This window comes from Nocardiopsis sp. NPDC057823 (assembly GCF_042797335.1).
Lineage (GTDB): Bacteria > Actinomycetota > Actinomycetes > Streptosporangiales > Streptosporangiaceae > Nocardiopsis > Nocardiopsis changdeensis.
The window spans coordinates 175,321-190,061 of the sequence record NZ_JBHVLR010000009.1 but is presented as its reverse complement, the minus strand read 5'-3'; the positions used below and the strand labels follow the sequence as shown (position 1 = coordinate 190,061).

General features: G+C 75.2%; 13 protein-coding genes. 9 read left to right on the top strand and 4 right to left on the bottom strand.

All coding sequences use genetic code 11. The features are described from left to right. Positions 1-4: 4 nt before the first annotated feature. From cpaB to ACFVNO_RS17125, 7 genes are all read left to right on the top strand, one after another. Entirely contained in the window at positions 5-787 is a 783-nt protein-coding gene (cpaB, locus tag ACFVNO_RS17155; RefSeq protein ID WP_220562794.1) for a Flp pilus assembly protein CpaB, read from the top strand. Then, positions 784-2,139, top strand: coding sequence for an AAA family ATPase (locus ACFVNO_RS17150; RefSeq protein ID WP_355265473.1), 1,356 nt, complete (start codon positions 784-786; stop codon positions 2,137-2,139). The genes cpaB and ACFVNO_RS17150 overlap by 4 nt, the downstream gene beginning before the upstream one ends. A gap of 37 nt (positions 2,140-2,176) precedes the next feature. Next, positions 2,177-2,566 (top strand): pilus assembly protein, encoded by a 390-nt coding sequence (locus tag ACFVNO_RS17145; RefSeq protein WP_220565297.1) that lies wholly within the window; start codon positions 2,177-2,179, stop codon positions 2,564-2,566. A gap of 104 nt (positions 2,567-2,670) precedes the next feature. Then, on the top strand, positions 2,671-2,994 hold the full coding sequence (locus ACFVNO_RS17140; RefSeq protein ID WP_220565298.1) for a TadE/TadG family type IV pilus assembly protein: 324 nt from the start codon (positions 2,671-2,673) through the stop codon (positions 2,992-2,994). Between the two features lie 99 nt (positions 2,995-3,093). Next, a complete protein-coding gene (locus ACFVNO_RS17135) occupies positions 3,094-4,416 on the top strand; it encodes a CpaF family protein (protein ID WP_355265475.1) in 1,323 nt (440 codons plus the stop codon). Positions 4,417-4,462: 46 nt separating this feature from the next. Beyond that, positions 4,463-5,395, top strand: a complete 933-nt coding sequence (locus ACFVNO_RS17130; RefSeq protein ID WP_220562797.1) for a type II secretion system F family protein — start codon at positions 4,463-4,465, stop codon at positions 5,393-5,395. Positions 5,396-5,406: 11 nt separating this feature from the next. Next, a complete protein-coding gene (locus tag ACFVNO_RS17125; protein WP_378893625.1) occupies positions 5,407-6,315 on the top strand; it encodes a type II secretion system F family protein in 909 nt (302 codons plus the stop codon). On the opposite strand, the gene ACFVNO_RS17120 is transcribed toward ACFVNO_RS17125, so the two are convergent. The 4 genes from ACFVNO_RS17120 to ACFVNO_RS17105 form a co-directional block, all read right to left on the bottom strand. After that, positions 6,312-6,959, bottom strand: a complete 648-nt coding sequence (locus ACFVNO_RS17120) for a hypothetical protein (protein WP_378893622.1) — start codon at positions 6,957-6,959, stop codon at positions 6,312-6,314. The genes ACFVNO_RS17125 and ACFVNO_RS17120 overlap by 4 nt on opposite strands. A 147-nt stretch (positions 6,960-7,106) precedes the next feature. After that, positions 7,107-8,969, bottom strand: a complete 1,863-nt coding sequence (locus tag ACFVNO_RS17115; protein ID WP_378893619.1) for a protein kinase — start codon at positions 8,967-8,969, stop codon at positions 7,107-7,109. 189 nt (positions 8,970-9,158) lie between these two features. Beyond that, positions 9,159-10,934: a S8 family serine peptidase gene (locus ACFVNO_RS17110; protein WP_355265486.1), complete on the bottom strand. Its 1,776-nt coding sequence runs from the start codon at positions 10,932-10,934 to the stop codon at positions 9,159-9,161. 269 nt (positions 10,935-11,203) lie between these two features. Next, positions 11,204-12,184 (bottom strand): nitroreductase/quinone reductase family protein, encoded by a 981-nt coding sequence (locus tag ACFVNO_RS17105; RefSeq protein WP_378893615.1) that lies wholly within the window; start codon positions 12,182-12,184, stop codon positions 11,204-11,206. A 533-nt stretch (positions 12,185-12,717) separates the two neighbouring features. On the opposite strand from ACFVNO_RS17105, the gene ACFVNO_RS17100 reads away from it, so the two are divergent. Together ACFVNO_RS17100 and ACFVNO_RS17095 are read left to right on the top strand one after the other, a co-directional pair. After that, positions 12,718-13,974, top strand: coding sequence for a DUF418 domain-containing protein (locus ACFVNO_RS17100; RefSeq protein WP_378893613.1), 1,257 nt, complete (start codon positions 12,718-12,720; stop codon positions 13,972-13,974). A gap of 113 nt (positions 13,975-14,087) precedes the next feature. Continuing rightward, on the top strand, positions 14,088-14,723 hold the full coding sequence (locus ACFVNO_RS17095) for a DUF998 domain-containing protein (protein WP_378893611.1): 636 nt from the start codon (positions 14,088-14,090) through the stop codon (positions 14,721-14,723). The last annotated feature ends 18 nt before the right edge of the window (positions 14,724-14,741 follow it).

The window sequence follows — 14,741 nt, the reverse complement described above, 5'->3', positions numbered from 1 at the left end:
TCCCATGAACCCCCGTCAGCGACGCGGCGTCCTCCTCATGGTCGTGGCCGCCCTCGGAGCCGTCGCCGTGTTCTTCTCCGTGTTCGCCTACCTCGACTCCAGGGAGTCGCAGCTCGGCGACTTCGAGACGGTGCTGCGCCTGACCGAGGACGTGGACGCCTACCAGCCCCTGGGCCCGGACTCCGTGGAGACCGTGCAGGTGCCGGCCATGTACTTCGACCCCGAGGTGTTCCTCTCCGACCTCTCCGAGATCGAGACGCCCGCCGACCAGGAGCTCGTCGCCGCCTCCCACCTGGAGGCGGGCGTCTACCTGCAACGGGGCATGGTGCAGCCGCAGCCCACCCTCACCACCGGCGAGCGCGAGATCGCGATCATGGTCGACGCCGAGACCGGGGTGGCGGGCAAGGTGCAGCGCGGCTCGTTCGTCGACATCTACGCCACCTTCCAGCCCCGCGACCACGGCGAGGCCTGCGCCGTCCGGATCCTCACCGAGGTCGAGGTCCTCGACATCGGCGAGCTGCGCACCCAGGAGACCGAGGCCGGCGGCGTCGCCGGGGTCGTGCCGGTCACGTTCCGACTGGACCCGCAGGCCGCCCTGCGCCTGGCCTACGCCGAGGACTTCTCCACCAAGATGCGGCTGGCCCTGGTCAGCGCGGCCGGGGGCGGCTCCCCCGGCGAGTCCGAGTTCTGCAGCCAGGACATGGACGACCTCGTCGGCCAGGGTTCCCCCGACGAGGGCAACGAGACCGGCGGGGACACCCGCCGCACCCCCGGAGGCGACCGATGAACTTCCGCGTCCTGGCGGGCATGCCCACCTCCGAGACGGAGATGGTGCTGGCCGCGCGCTTCGACGAGCTCACCTCCGCCGACCTGGTCGCCGTCCGCTCCACCAGCGCGGCGCTGATCGACGCCGCCGGCGAGTTCCCCGACCTCGACGTCGTGCTCATCCACCAGGACCTGGGCCCGGCCCCGGTGTTCGACGCCATCCGCGACCTGTCCCACCGGCACCCGCAGCTGGCGATCCTGCTGGTGTCCTCCGCCATGGACGCCGACACCTTCACCGGGGCCATGGAGGCGGGCGCCCGCGGCGTGCTGGCCGCCGACTCCGGCATCGCCGAGCTGGAGAACCGGATCGCCCGGGCCGCCGACTGGTCGCGCACCCTGCGCCGCCACCTGGAGTCCGCCTCCCTCGACCTGCCCGCCTCGGGTGTGCGCGGGCGGGTGCTGGCGGTCAGCGGCGCCAAGGGAGGGGTGGGCACCACCACCTGCGCCGTGCACCTGGCCTTCACGGCGGCCGCCGCCGGCCGGGTCGTGTGCCTGGTCGACCTGGACCTGCAGACCGGCGACCTGCCCGCGTTCCTCAACCTGCGCCACCGCCGCTCCATCGGCGACCTGGTGGGGGCCGGCGACGAGATCACCCCGGGCATGCTGGCGGAGACCCTGTACGTGGACCCGCGCGGCCCGCACGTCCTGCTCGCCCCCGAGCACGGCGAACGCGGCGAGGACGTCACCGCCCGGGTCGCCCGCCGGGTGCTGACCGCGCTGCGCTCCCGCTACGAGCTGGTGGTGGTGGACTGCGGCACGATCATGAACGAGGCCACCGCCATGGCCGTGGAGCTCGCCGACCGCGCCGTCGTCGCCGTCACCCCCGACGTGCCCTCCCTGCGCGGCGCCCAGCGGCTGATGGGCATGTGGGAACGCCTCCAGGTCCGCTCCCAGCAGGACGTGTACGCGCTGGTCAACCGGCACAGCCGCAAGAACGAGATCCAGCCGGACTTCCTGCGCCACCTGCTGGGCACCCGGGTGCTGCGCACGCCCGTCCCGGCCTCCTACCGGGGGCTGGAGCCGGGCGAGAACAACGGCGACCCCACCCGGGTCACGGACGAGGGGCTGCGCAAGGCGTTCTCCCGGCTGGCCGCCGAACTCGACCTGCTGAGCCCGCCCGCCCAGCCGGGCAACGGCAAGGGCGGGGCGCCCACCCCGCCGGGCGGCCTGGTCTCCGCGCGCACGGTGATGGAGGGCGGCCAGTCCACCCGGGACGTGTCGGGGTTCGTGCACGCCTCGGCCGACCCGCGCCGGTCCGGCGTCCCGGGCGGCCCGTCGCGCGACCCGGGCGGGCACGGTGTTCTCGGTGGCTGACCGCGGGGGCCGGTCGCCGGACCGGGGCGGGGTGATCGTGGAGTTCGCCGCGGTGGTGCCCTTCCTCATGCTGGCGCTGGCCCTGGTGTGGCAGGTGCTGCTGCTCGGCATCACCTCCATGTACGCCTCGCACGGGGCCGCCGAGGCGGCCCGGCAGGCGGCGGTCACCCCCGACGACATGGCCCGCATCGACGAGGAGGCCCGCAAGCGGGTCCGCGCCCCCTGGGACGGAGAGGACGTGATGACCGTGGAGATCGTCGAACGCGACGGTGTCCGCCACGCGCGCGTCACCCTGGCCATGCCGATCTTCCTGCCGGGGGCGTCCGGCCCCTGGGACATCAGCGCCGAGTCGCGGATCGTCACCGAGGTCGCCCCGCGCGGGAGCGTGGGCGACCCGGCCGACCCGCGGGGGGCGGGGTCGAGTTGAGCACCCGCCGCGCCCGCCGCCCCGACCGCCCCGGCCTCCGCGACCGGCTCCGCCGGGGTGCCCGGCACCGCGGCCGGGGGCGCCGCGACGACCGGGGCGGGCCGATGCTGGAGTTCGCCATGGCGTTCCCGGTGCTGCTGCTCACCGCGGTCATCGCCATCGAGGCGTTCCTGGCGTTCGTGGCCGCCGAGCGGCTGGAGTCGGCCGCCCGGGCCGGGGCCCGGGTCGCCGGGCTCCAGGGCCTGGAGGGCGCCGAGGCCACGGCGCGCGAGTCCCTGCCGTCCTGGCTCGACGACGCGACCGTCACCGGGGGCGCCAACGACCACGAGGGCTTCTACGTGGAGGTGTCCCACCCGCTGCCGGTGGTGTTCTCGTCCGCCGGGTTCGGGATCACCGTGACACGACGGGTGGACATGCCGAATGTGTGAGACGCAGGACCCGCGCGCGGGGGCGTACCGGACCGCGGGGGCGCGGACGCGCGCCGCGGCGGCGGGGGGATCCGGGGGAACCGGGGGAAGGAGTCGGCGATGGGCCTGAAGGACCGGCTGGAGGAGGACCGCGCCGCGGAGGCGCGCACCGACCGCGGCAGCGTCACGCACTGGCGGCGGCGCCTGCTGGAGGAGATCAACCTGGAGGACCTGACCCGGCTCACCCTGGCCCAGCGCCGGGTGCGGCTGGAGAAGGTCGTCGGGCACATCCTCACCCGCGAGGGACCGGTGCTGTCGGACCGGGAGCGCTCGGTCCTCATCCGCAGGGTGGTCGACGAGGCGTTGGGGCTGGGTGTCCTCGAACCCCTGCTCGCCGACGAGAGCATCACCGAGATCATGGTCAACGGGCCGGACAACGTGTTCATCGAACGCGGCGGGCGGATGCAGCGCGTCGACGCCGCGTTCAACGGCGAGGAGCAGCTCTACCAGACCATCGACCGCATCGTCTCCCTGGTCAACCGGCGGGTGGACGAGTCGTCGCCCATGGTGGACGCCCGCCTGCCCACCGGCGAGCGGGTCAACGTCATCATCCCGCCGCTGTCGCTGTCGGGGCCGGTGCTCACCATCCGGCGGTTCCCCAAGCCGTACCCGATCGACGAGCTCGTGCGGATGGGCAGCCTGGACCAGGCCACCGGCGTGCTGCTGTCGGCGATGGTGCGCTCCCGGTTCAACCTGGTGGTGTCCGGCGGTACCGGCACCGGCAAGACCACGTTCCTCAACGCCCTGTCGGCGTTCGTGCCGCCCACCGAGCGCATCGTGACCATCGAGGACTCCGCCGAGCTCCAGCTCATGCAGGAGCACGTGGTGCGGCTGGAGTCGCGGCCGCCCAACATCGAGGGCCGGGGCGCCGTCGCCATCCGCGACCTGGTGCGCAACGCGCTGCGGATGCGGCCGGACCGGATCATCGTCGGCGAGGTCCGCGGCGAGGAGACCATCGACATGCTCCAGGCGATGAACACCGGCCACGACGGGTCCCTGGTGACCGTGCACGCCAACTCGGCCGACGACGCCATCCACCGTATCCAGACGCTGGCGACGATCGGCGACGGCCGCATCCCCTACGAGGCGATCCGCGACCAGATCAACAACGCCGTGGACGCCATCGTGCACCTGGGCCGCTGGCCGGACGGGTCGCGGCGGGTCAACGAGATCAGCGTGGTGTCGTCCAAGCGCCGCGAGGAGTTCCGGCTGGAGACGGTCCTGCGGTTCGAGGCGATGCCGCTGGGGGCCAACCGGTCGGTGGAGGGGCGGTTCCGGCACTCCCCGCTGCCCCGGCACATCGCCGAGCGGATCTACCACATGGGCGAGACCGTGCCCGCCGTGTTCGGCGTGGTGCCCGCCGAGGAACGGAACGAGTGGTGAGGGCACCCGCGCCCCGGGTGGCCCCCGCCCCGCGAAAGGAGCCGCGGTGAACTGGCAGATGGCGGCGATCCTCGCCGGTCTGGCGCTGGTGCTGGGCCTCGTGCTGGCGGCGCTGTGGCAGTTCATCGCCAGCGCCGAACAGCGGCGGCTCATCGCCGCCCGCAGCGCCCTGGACCAGGCCGAGTACGCGGCGTCCACCCCCATGGCCCGGCTGGAACGCGCCCTGCACCGGACCCAGTGGGGTTCCCGGCTGGCCCGCCGGATCGCCCGCTCCGGGACCGACATGCGGGTGTCCACGTTCGTGGTCGCCCTGGTCGGCGGCTCCCTGCTGGCGGTGCTCGTGGTGTGGCAGGTGTTGGCGCCGTTCTTCGGCCTGCTGGCCGCCGCGGGGGTGGCGTTCCTGTTCTTCTCCTACCTGAACCGGGCCGAGGCCAAGCGCCGCGAGGAGTTCACCGGCCAGCTCCCCGACCTGGCGCGGGTGCTGAGCAACGCCACCTCCGCGGGGCTGGCGCTGCCGACGGCGGTGGCGATCGCCGCCGACGAGCTGGACGGCCCGGCCGGCGAGGAGCTGCGGCGGATGACCGAGTCCATGAAGCTCGGGGCGTCCTTCGAGGAGGCCGTCGCCGAGCTGCGCGAACGCATGCCGTCCCGGGAGCTGGGGGTGCTGCTGTCGACGCTGCTGGTGGCCTCCCGCTCCGGCGGTTCGCTGGTGACGGCGCTGCGGAACATCTCCACCACCCTGGAGAACCGCAAGGAGACCCGGCGCGAGGTGCAGACCATCCTCAGCGAGACCACCAGCACCGTGTGGGCGCTGGGGTTCATGTCGGTGGGGGCGCTGTTCCTGATCAACGCCATCGAGCCGGGCATCCTGCGCACCATGACCACCTCCCCGGCGGGCATCGGGGTGCTGCTGGTGGTGGCGGCGCTGTTCGTCACCGGTTTCGCGCTGGTCACCCGTATCACCAAGTTCGACCTGTAGGAGTCCGTCCGATGAACCTGGCCTGGGTCGTCCCCGCCGCGCTGTCGGCGGCCGCCGCACTGGTCGTCCTGACCGCCGCGTACGGGGTGTTCCTGATGATGTCGCAGACCCGGGTCCGGGTGGACGAGCCGGCGGGGCCGCCGCCGCGCACCCGGGAGGAGCGCACGTTCGTCCTGCACCGGATCACCGAGGCGCTGGGGCGGCCGTTCTCGGGGATGGTGCTGGAGTCGCTGGGCGAGACGCGGCGGCGCTCCATCGCCCGGCGCATCGAGGCGGCGGGGAGGCCCGACGGGCTGACCCCGGACCGGTACCTGCGGCGCAAGATCGGCGAGATCGCCCTGTACGGGTCGCTGGGGACACTGATGTTCCTCGTGGGGAACCCCCTGCTGGGGGTCATCGTGCTGGCGTTCGCGGGGCTCACCGACCTCAACCTGTACGTGCAGGCGCAGGAGCGCGCCGACCGGGTGCAGTCCCAGCTGCCGGACTTCCTGGACGTGCTCGCGGTGACCGTCAGCGCGGGGCTGTCGTTCCGCGCCGCGGTGGGCCGGGTGGCGGAGTCGATGCCGGGGGTGCTGGCCGACGAGTTCACCCTGGCGCTGCGCCAGATGGAGCTGGGCACCTCCCGCCGGGAGGCGTTCGAGATGCTGCGCCGCCGCAACCGCAACGACTCGCTGAGCAAGTTCGTGACCGCCATCCAGCAGGCGGAGGAGCTGGGCGCCCCGCTCAGCGACACCCTCGTGAACATCAGCCAGGACATGCGCCGCGCCGACGCCCAGTACATGCGCCGCAAGGCGCAGCGGCTGAACCCGCGCGTCACCATGATCACCGCGGTCACCCTGCTGCCGGGGCTGCTGCTGCTCATCGTCGGCTCGATGTTCCTGGGCACCGAGGTCGACCTCGGCACCATCCTCGGGGGCTAGCCCCGGCGGCGCTCCACGAGGATCGCGATCCGGGTGACCGCCACCGGGGCCGCCGACCAGAGGGCGTACCCGGTGTACATCCCGCCGCCCCGGACGATCTCGTCCCACAGGGCGGGCACCGGCTCCGCCCCGGAGCCGAACACGGCGGCGCCGGTCGCCACCAGGGCGACGGGGGCTCCGGCCACGGGGATCAGCCCGGAGAGGTTCGTCTCGACGGCGACGAACAGCAGCGCGGTGAGCAGGACGGGGAGCCCGTAGAGGATCAGGCGGTCGCCGAGCGCCCACTGCGCCAGCGAGGCGGTGTCGATCCGGCCGATGACGGGCAGCAGCGGGTACAGCTCGGCGACGGTGAGGGTGATCATCAGGCCGACGCAGATCAGCAGGGTGGCGCCGGCGGCCAGGAGGACCTTCGCGGCGGACAGGCCCAGGCAGGCGAGGACGACCAGGAGGACGGGGACGAGGGGGGCGGCCAGCCGGGCGCCGGGCATGGGACCCCCGTCGAGCCAGTGGACGCACGCCAGCGCCAGGGTGGCGGCCGCCGCGGCCAGGACGACGCGGCCGCAGAACCCGAGGACCCCCGCCGCGGTCCGGAACGCCCCGGCGGCCGGTGGACGCCGCCGTTCGGCGTGGGGTTCCTCGCTCATGGGGCCTCCTCGGGAGCGCGGAGCGGGGCGGGACGCCGCCGCGGACGGCGACGGCTCTACCTCTCTCGGACGCTCGGCGGAGGAGGCGCGCCGTGCCGGGGGCCGCCGGAGGCGGCGGCCGCCCGGCGTACGCGCGCCGGGCCGGGATCAGAGCACGCCGGTCCGGAACAGCATCACCACCAGCACCCCCAGCAGCACCGCGCCCACCACGGCCGCGTTGACCAGCAGCCCCGCGCGACCGCCCGGGGCCGGCTCGCGCACCATCGTGGCGGTCGTCCCGGCCGCCCCCTGCGGCTCGCCCCACGCCGGGGCCGTGTCGGCCGGGGCGTTAGAGGTCCCGGGCCCGCCGGGGGCCACGGCCGAGCCCTCCGGGGTCGCCGGCTCCGCGTAGATGCCGAAACCCGTCCCCGGCGCGGCGGACGGCACCGCCGGGGCCGACGGCCCGGCGGGGGCCGAGGGCGCGGCGGCCGAACCCTCCGGGGTCACCGGCTCCGTGTAGATCCCGAACCCCGCCCCGGCCCCGGCGGACTCGGAAGGCGCCACGGACGAGCCCTCCGGAGTCACCGGCTCCGCATAGATCCCGGAACCCGCCCCGGACCCGGCGGGCTCGGGAGGCGCGACGGCCGAGCCCTCCAGGGTGACCGGCTCCGTGTAGATCCCGAACCCCAGCGTCCCCGCCGGCTTCACCGGCCCGGCGTCGGCAGCGGCTTCCGCGGCAGGCGCGTCGTCGGAGGCCGCGGTGGCGACCGGGTCGTCCGTGTCCGGTGGAGAGGACGCTCCACCGCCGGCGGAGGCGTCGGCCGCCGCCACGGCGTCGGCAGCGGCCGACGCCATCGAATCGCCCGTGACGACCGTGACATCGGGGTCGTCCGCGGCGGCCGAGGTCTCCGGGGCGTTCGCGGCGGAGTCCGACGAGGCGTCAGAGGCGGCCGCGGCCTCCGGGGCGCCGGGGACCGCCGGGGTCGGTGCCCCTGCCTCGGCTGTGGCACCCGGGGCGGACGCGCCGCCGGGAACGGCCTCGGTCTCCGAGGCGGCGGAGGGCTCCGGGCCGCTCGTGACGGCCGCGGCCGCCGCGGCCTCAGAGGCGGCAGAGCCACCCGGGACGCCTGCGGCGGCCGCGCCGACCGCACCGCCCGGGAGCGCGGCGCGCAGCCGCTCCGCCGCCGGGCCCCCGTCGCGTCCGTCCAGGTGCCGCAGCGCCACCGCCAGCACGTCCTCCGCCGAGGGCCGTTCGCCCGGTTCCGGCGACAGCGCCCGCGCGACCACCTCCCGCAGGCCCGCCGGCACCCCCTCCAGGTCCACGCCGTCCTGCCGGGCGCGCCGCTCCATCTCCACCAGCGCCGCCCGGCGGCCCAGCCGGGAGGCGGGCGACTCGCCGAACGGCTCCCGTCCCGTCGCCGCCAGCACCACCAGGGCCGCCCACCCGAACACGTCCGCGGCGGCCGTCGACCGCCCGTCCTCGTACACCTCCGGGGCCACCCAGCCCGGGACGCCCCGCAGCCCGGGCGCCTCCGGCGCGTCGGCCCTGCGCCCCAGCCCCGTGTCGAGCAGGCGCGGCCCCGCGCCGGTCAGCACCACCGCGTCCGGCCCCACCTGCCCGTGCGCGGTGCCCTCCCCGTGCAGCACCGCCAGCGCCTCGGCCACCGCGGCCGCCAGCACCACCGCGCCCCATTCGGGCAGCGCCCCGTGCGCAGCCACGTGTCCGCGCAGGTCCGGCCCCGGCTGGTCGGGCAGCACCGACCACGGCCGCCCGTCGTGCTCACCGGTCTCGATCGCCCCGACCGCGCACACGCCCCCGGCCTCCGGCTCGGGGAGCGGCTCCCCTGCCTCCCGCCCGCGCGCCAGGCCGAGCAGCACGGGCTCCCCGCCGTCGCGGCGCGCCGCGTACAGCACGCCGCCTCCGCCGTCGGACACCCTTCCCTCGATCCGGTACCCGCCGACCTCGCTCGGGTCTTCGGAGGTGAGGGGTTCGGTGCGCGCGCAGAGGCTCTGCGAGGGGTGCGGCGTCATGAGGGGTGTGCCTCCGTTGTCCTGTTCCGGTACCGGACATCGTCGCGCCTGGCGCGCCCACCGGCAAACCCGTTGGCCACTGGTGGCCGTGCGCCCGCCCCCGCGCGCCCGCGGACCCGTCCCGTGCGCGCGGCCCCTCCCCGGGGGATCGGGGAGGGGCCGCGCAGGGGATGGGTCGTGGGGCGGGTGTTACAGGCGGACCGTCCTGGTCGCCGTCGAGGTCGCCCCGTCGGCGTCCGTGACGGTCAGCGTGACGGTGTAGGTCCCGGGACCGGGGTAGAAGTGCCAGGTGTAGTCACCGCTGCCGGTGGTCCCGTCGCCGAAGTCCCACGCGTAGGACACGATCGGGGCGTCGCCCGCGGTGGAGGAGCCGGCGTCGAACTCGCAGAGGTACCAGAACGAGTAGCACCCGCCGTCGAAGTCGGCCGTGGGCCCGTCGCCTCCGCCGGGGGACCCCACCGACACGGTCGCGGTGGCGCTGTCGGTCGCCCCGGAGTCGTCGGTGACCGTGAGGGTCACGGTGTAGTCGCCCTCGGCGCCGTAGGTGTGCTCCACGGTGGTGCCGCTGTCGCCCGCGCCGTCGCCGAACTCCCACTCCCAGGCGGTGACCTCACCGCTGGAGGTGGAGCCGGAGCCGTCGAAGGAGCAGGTCAGGGTGGTGTCGTCGCAGGCGTGGGTGATCGACGCGACCGGCCCGTCGGGCGGGGTGGTGCCGCCGTCGGCCGGGAAGGTGGCGGGGTCGCCCACGTCCAGCAGCGGCTCGTGGTGGCCGTCGCCGGAGGTGTCGTCCCAGTCCTGGTTGCCGGCCGAGATCAGGGTGTCGTAGATCGCCATGACCCCGTTGCGGTCGGTGGGCTTGGCGTTGCCGACGGCCAGCAGCGCCAGGCCGCCCGCGGCGTGCGGGGAGGCCATGGAGGTGCCGCTGGAGCTGCCGTACCCGCCGCCCGGGACGGTCGAGATGATGCAGGACCCGGGGGCCGCGATCTCGACGACCTGGCCGTAGTTGGAGAAGTAGGACAGGGTGTCGTCGTCGTCCCCGGTGCACCCGAGCGCTCCGCCGTTGCCGCCCGGGGCGCCGTCGGAGTCCGCCATCGAGGACACGGTGAGCACGTCGGGGTGGTTGGCGGGGAAGAAGTTCGCCGCGTCGCGCGAGCTGTTGCCCGCGGCCACCGCGAACGCCACCCCGGAGTCCACGGCCGAGGTGATCGCCTGGCCGAGCGCCTGGTCGGTGCAGCCCTCGCAGCCCAGGCTCATGTTGGCGACGGCGATGTCCCCCGCGTTGGCCGCCACGTAGTCCACGCCGGCGGTGATGCCGGCCAGGCTCCCGCTGCCGCTGGAGTTGAGGACCTGGACGTTCCAGATGTCAGCGCCCGGCGCCATGCCGACGACGCCCTCGCCGTTGTCGATGGCCGCGATGCTGCCCGCGACGTGGGTGCCGTGCCCGTTGCCGTCGGAGGCGGTGTTGGAGACGCAGGTGCCGCTGGTGCAGTTGACGGAGTTCACCACGTTGAGGTCGGGGTGGGCTCCGTCGACACCGGTGTCCAGGACGGCGACGGCCACGTCCGGGACGTAGTCGTCCTGCCCGTTGATCGCGAGGCCGGGGTTGTCGGGGGCGAAGGTGCGGGCGATGCCGTCGGGCACGTCCTGCTCGAAGGTGTGGACCGGCTGGTCCTCCTGGACGTAGGCCACGTCCGAGTCCCGGAGGAGCTCGGCGGCCTCGGCCGCGGTCATCTCGGCCGCGTAGCCGGTGAGCGCGTGCTCGTAGACGCCGATCGGGTCGTCGCCGTGGCGTTCGGCGACGTCCTGCGGGGTGGCGGAGTCGTCCAGGACGACGATGTAGGTCCGCTCGGTGGTGTCGGAGGTGTCGAGGAAGTCGGGGACCTCCTCCGCGAGGGCCGGTGCTGCGAACATGACAGGCAGCAGGGCGACGGCCGCGAGGGCCGCGCCTATCTTGCTCTTGCGCATGATGCGGAGAACCCTTCGGGGGGATGGTGGGGGACGGGGGATGTGGAAGGGTGGCCACCCGGGATCAAGAATCCGTCACGGAGGGCGACCCTGACCATACGTGTTCACTACGTAACTTCGTACACGTCGGGGGGTGCTACGTAGTGCCCCGGCGGCCACTACCTACCCGGCGCCCGCCGACCCCGTGAGCCGGTCGCGGCCTTCGGGGTCGGCGGTGTCCGAGCAGGTCGGCGCGGTCCCGGGCCGGTCTCCGGCCGACCGCGCCGGCGTCAGCCCGGCAGGGGGACCTCCGCGAGCAGGGGCAGCAGCCCTGCCTCCTCCTCGTCGAGGTGGGCCTCCAGCTCCCGGCTCATCCTCTCCAGGTCCGCGCGGAACGCGGCCGGGTCGGCGGTGGCGACCTCCGCCAGCAGCGCCTGGATGCCCTCGCGGATGCGGTCGACCTCGCGGTGCTGCTCCGACAGCCGCTCCAGGGTGCCGGCCAGGTGCGGGTACCGCTCCGCCAGGGAGGGGAACAGCATCTGCTCCTCCCCGTCGTGGTGGAACCGCAGCGACTCGCAGAACGCCAGGCAGTGCTGGCGCAGCTGGAGGCTGAGCCCGGGGGCGGGGACCTCCCCCTCCCGGGCCGCGCGCCCGTCGCGGTCGGCGAGGTAGGCGTCGGTCTCCTCGCGGATCCGGCGCAGGTGCCCGCGCAGCCAGCGGTGGACCTGCACCAGCTTCTCCGCGAGGTTCGCCGCGGCCTCCTCCGCCCCCGGGCCGTCCCCGGCGACCGCCGGTTCCAGCACCACCACGGGCAGGACCCGGTCGGTCCCGGCCTGGTAGTCGCCGTACCCGGGGGCCACCCGAACGGCCTCGGCGAACAGGCGGTCGCGGTCCTCGCCCTCGGCGGGGACGGCGACCGCGGAGAACTCCTCGGTGCCCAGCTCGACCCGGACCATCGGGTGGGCGAGCAGGTTGTGGTACCAGGCGGGGTGCCGGTCCGAGCCCCCGGCGGAGGCGATGACGAACAGCCGCCCGTCCGCCCGGACGTAGCCGAGCGGGCTGGTGGTCTCGCGGCCGCTGCGCGCGCCGACGGTGGTGAGCAGCAGCAGGTCGCCGCCCTCGAACATGCCGCCGACGCGGCCGCCGTTGGCACGGAACTCCGCGACCACGGGCCGGTTGAAGTCGCTCACGTACGGCTCGGGCCGGGCCAGCGGTCCGGGGCCGCCGCCGCGGGCGGCCTGCGAGGTGTCGGTGTCCTGTGTGTTCTGCAAAAGGTCTCCTCTCGGTACGGGGGAATGCGGGTGGGCGGCCGCCCCGAGAGGTCCGTGCGCGCGGGCGCCGCGGACACGGTTTCAGGGAAGAGGGGCATGCCGACGCCGGCGTCCGCGGACACGGGGGAACGCGGACGGAGTCGGGATGCGGGAACGGGGAGGCCGCCGGAGGGCGCGGCTGTACGCCGCACCGGAACGCGGATCAGGCGTGCTGGGTGCTCATGGTCGGCTCTCCCTCGGATCGTGTGCTCGCCCGTCGACCCGACCGGCCCACTGCTCGTGGTCGGGGACACGTGGCACGCGCGACACGGTATGCCATGCCCCGGGGCGCGTCAACCGCCGGGGCCGGGACACGGCGGGGGCGCGTCCCCCGCTCTCCGAGCGGCGTCCGGCCGCGGAGCCCGGTCCGGTAGGGCCCGCCCCACCCCCCATCGACGGGACCGCCCCAGCGACCGCGGCACCCCGCCCTCCGTAGTTTCGAAGGCCTCGGCGCCTCGGCGGAAACGGCCGATACCACGGAACAGGAGACACCGATGGCTTCGCACACCCCCCGGGACCGGACGGGGTCCGCACGGGCGGACGGCCCCGGACCGGCACGGCGCTCACTGGCCCCGGACCTCGCCCGCGGGTTCATGCTGCTGTTCATCGCACTGGTGAACGCCGGCTTCTTCCTCACCGGCCCGGAGACGGTGCGCACCCTGGCCGACCAGGTGGTGACGTTCGTCCAGCTCACCCTGGTGTCGGGGCGCGCGATCCCGCTGTTCGCCCTGCTGTTCGGCTACGGCGCGGTGATGATCGCGCGCCGGGTGCGGGCCTCCGGCGGGGGCTGGGTGCAGGCGCGCATCCTGCTGCGGCGGCGCGGGTGGGTGCTGCTGGCGCTGGGGGCCGCGCACGGCGTCCTGCTGCTGCCGGTGGACATCCTGGGCGCGTACGGGCTGGCGCTGCTGCTGTTCGTCGGCCTGGTGCGGGCGCGCGACGTGACGCTGTGGTGGACCGCCGGGGTGCTCGCCGCCGCGTCGGCGGCCGTCCACACGGTGTGGGCGCTGTCGCTCCCGGTCGACGGCGGGGACTCCTCGGTGGCCGCGCCGTCCCTGGTGGAGCCGTCCTTCGTCGCGGCGTCCGTCGAACGGTTCAACGAGTGGACCCTCTACACGCCGATCACGATGCTGCTGGTGGCGATGCCCACGATCGTCCTGGGCGTCTGGGCGGGGCACCGGCGCCTCCTGGAGGAGCCCGGGGCGCACCGGCCGCTGCTGCGGTCCGCCGCCGCCTGGGGGCTGGGCGCCGGTGTGCTGACGGGGCTGCCCAGCGCCCTGGTGACGGCCGGATGGGTGCCCGCGGGGCCGCGTCTGGACGGCGCGCTGGCGGTCCTGCACGAACTCGGCGGCTGGGCGGGCGGCATCGGCTGGGCCGCGCTGATCGCCCTCCTCGCGGCCCGCTGGGAATCCCGCCCCGCGCGCACGTCCCCGTACGACGGCACCCGGGCGCCCGTGCCCGCCCCCGGGCCGGCGGTGGCGGCCGTCGCCGCCGTGGGCGAGCGCTCCCTGAGCTGCTACCTCCTGCAATCGCTGGTGTTCACGGCGGTGTTCGCCCCCTACGGCCTGGGCCTGGGGGCCTCCCTCGGCGCGGCGGGCGCGGCCGCCGTGGCGGTCGCGACCTGGCTGGCGTCCGTCGCGGCCGCCGAGGCCCTGCGCAGGGCGGGCCGCCGCGGTCCCGCCGAGGTGCTGGTGCGCCGTCTCACCCGGCGCCGCGAACCCCTGGTCGCGCCCCCGCTGCCCCGCGCGGAGTAGGGCGTCTGCTCCCCGGGGAGCAGGCGCCGTGCTCCCCGGGCGGTGCCGGACCGCCCCGGGGTGCCTCCCGGCGGGGGACGCGGCGGCCGGCACCCGCTCCGTACCTTTCCCCCATGACCTTCTCCCCCTTGAACACGCGGACCGCGATCCTCGCCGGGAGCGGCCTGTGCGCCGCCGCCTTCATCCTCTCCGACCTCGTCAACCGTGAGATGAGCCCGGTCGCCGAGACCGTCAGCCGGTTCGTCAACACCGGCCACGGCTGGCTGGTCACCGTGGGCCTGGTCGGCCTCGCCTTGGCCGGGGCCGCCTCGGCCGTGCGGGTGGCCGACCGGCCCGGCCGGGTCCTGCTCTGGATCTGGGCCGCGGGGATCGCGGTCTCCGCGGTCTTCCCGGCCGACCCGCCCGGCAACTGGGCGGCCCCCTCCGTCTCCGAGACCGTCCACGGCCTGGCCGCCTGGGTGGCCCTGGGCTCCTTCACCGCCGCCGCGGTCGTGCTCGCCCGCCGGTGGCGCGGCCTGCCCGGCACCCCGCGGGCGCTCGCCCCGGTCACCGCCGGCCTGGCCGCCTCCATGGTCCTGTTCGTGGTCACCCTGGTGGACGCCATGGCGTTCCGGGAGCTCCCGGCGCTGCTCGGCGTGACCGAGCGCGCCGTCATCGCCGCGGACCTGGTCTGGATGTGCGTCGCCGCCTTCCGCGTCCCGGCCGCCCCCGCCGCACCGGTGCCGGACCGCGTCCCGGCGCGCGCCTGATCCCGTGCACGGGCGGGG

Bases quoted from the DNA above. Each gene is read 5' to 3' on its own strand.
- cpaB (WP_220562794.1), top strand. From the start codon at position 5: ATGAACCCCCGTCAGCGACGCGGCGTCCTCCTCATGGTCGTGGCCGCC.
- ACFVNO_RS17150 (WP_355265473.1), top strand. From the start codon at position 784: ATGAACTTCCGCGTCCTGGCGGGCATGCCCACCTCCGAGACGGAGATG.
- ACFVNO_RS17140 (WP_220565298.1), top strand. From the start codon at position 2,671: ATGCTGGAGTTCGCCATGGCGTTCCCGGTGCTGCTGCTCACCGCGGTC.
- ACFVNO_RS17135 (WP_355265475.1), top strand. From the start codon at position 3,094: ATGGGCCTGAAGGACCGGCTGGAGGAGGACCGCGCCGCGGAGGCGCGC.
- ACFVNO_RS17125 (WP_378893625.1), top strand. From the start codon at position 5,407: ATGAACCTGGCCTGGGTCGTCCCCGCCGCGCTGTCGGCGGCCGCCGCA.
- ACFVNO_RS17120 (WP_378893622.1), bottom strand. From the start codon at position 6,959: ATGAGCGAGGAACCCCACGCCGAACGGCGGCGTCCACCGGCCGCCGGG.
- ACFVNO_RS17115 (WP_378893619.1), bottom strand. From the start codon at position 8,969: ATGACGCCGCACCCCTCGCAGAGCCTCTGCGCGCGCACCGAACCCCTC.
- ACFVNO_RS17110 (WP_355265486.1), bottom strand. From the start codon at position 10,934: ATGCGCAAGAGCAAGATAGGCGCGGCCCTCGCGGCCGTCGCCCTGCTG.
- ACFVNO_RS17100 (WP_378893613.1), top strand. From the start codon at position 12,718: ATGGCTTCGCACACCCCCCGGGACCGGACGGGGTCCGCACGGGCGGAC.
- ACFVNO_RS17095 (WP_378893611.1), top strand. From the start codon at position 14,088: ATGACCTTCTCCCCCTTGAACACGCGGACCGCGATCCTCGCCGGGAGC.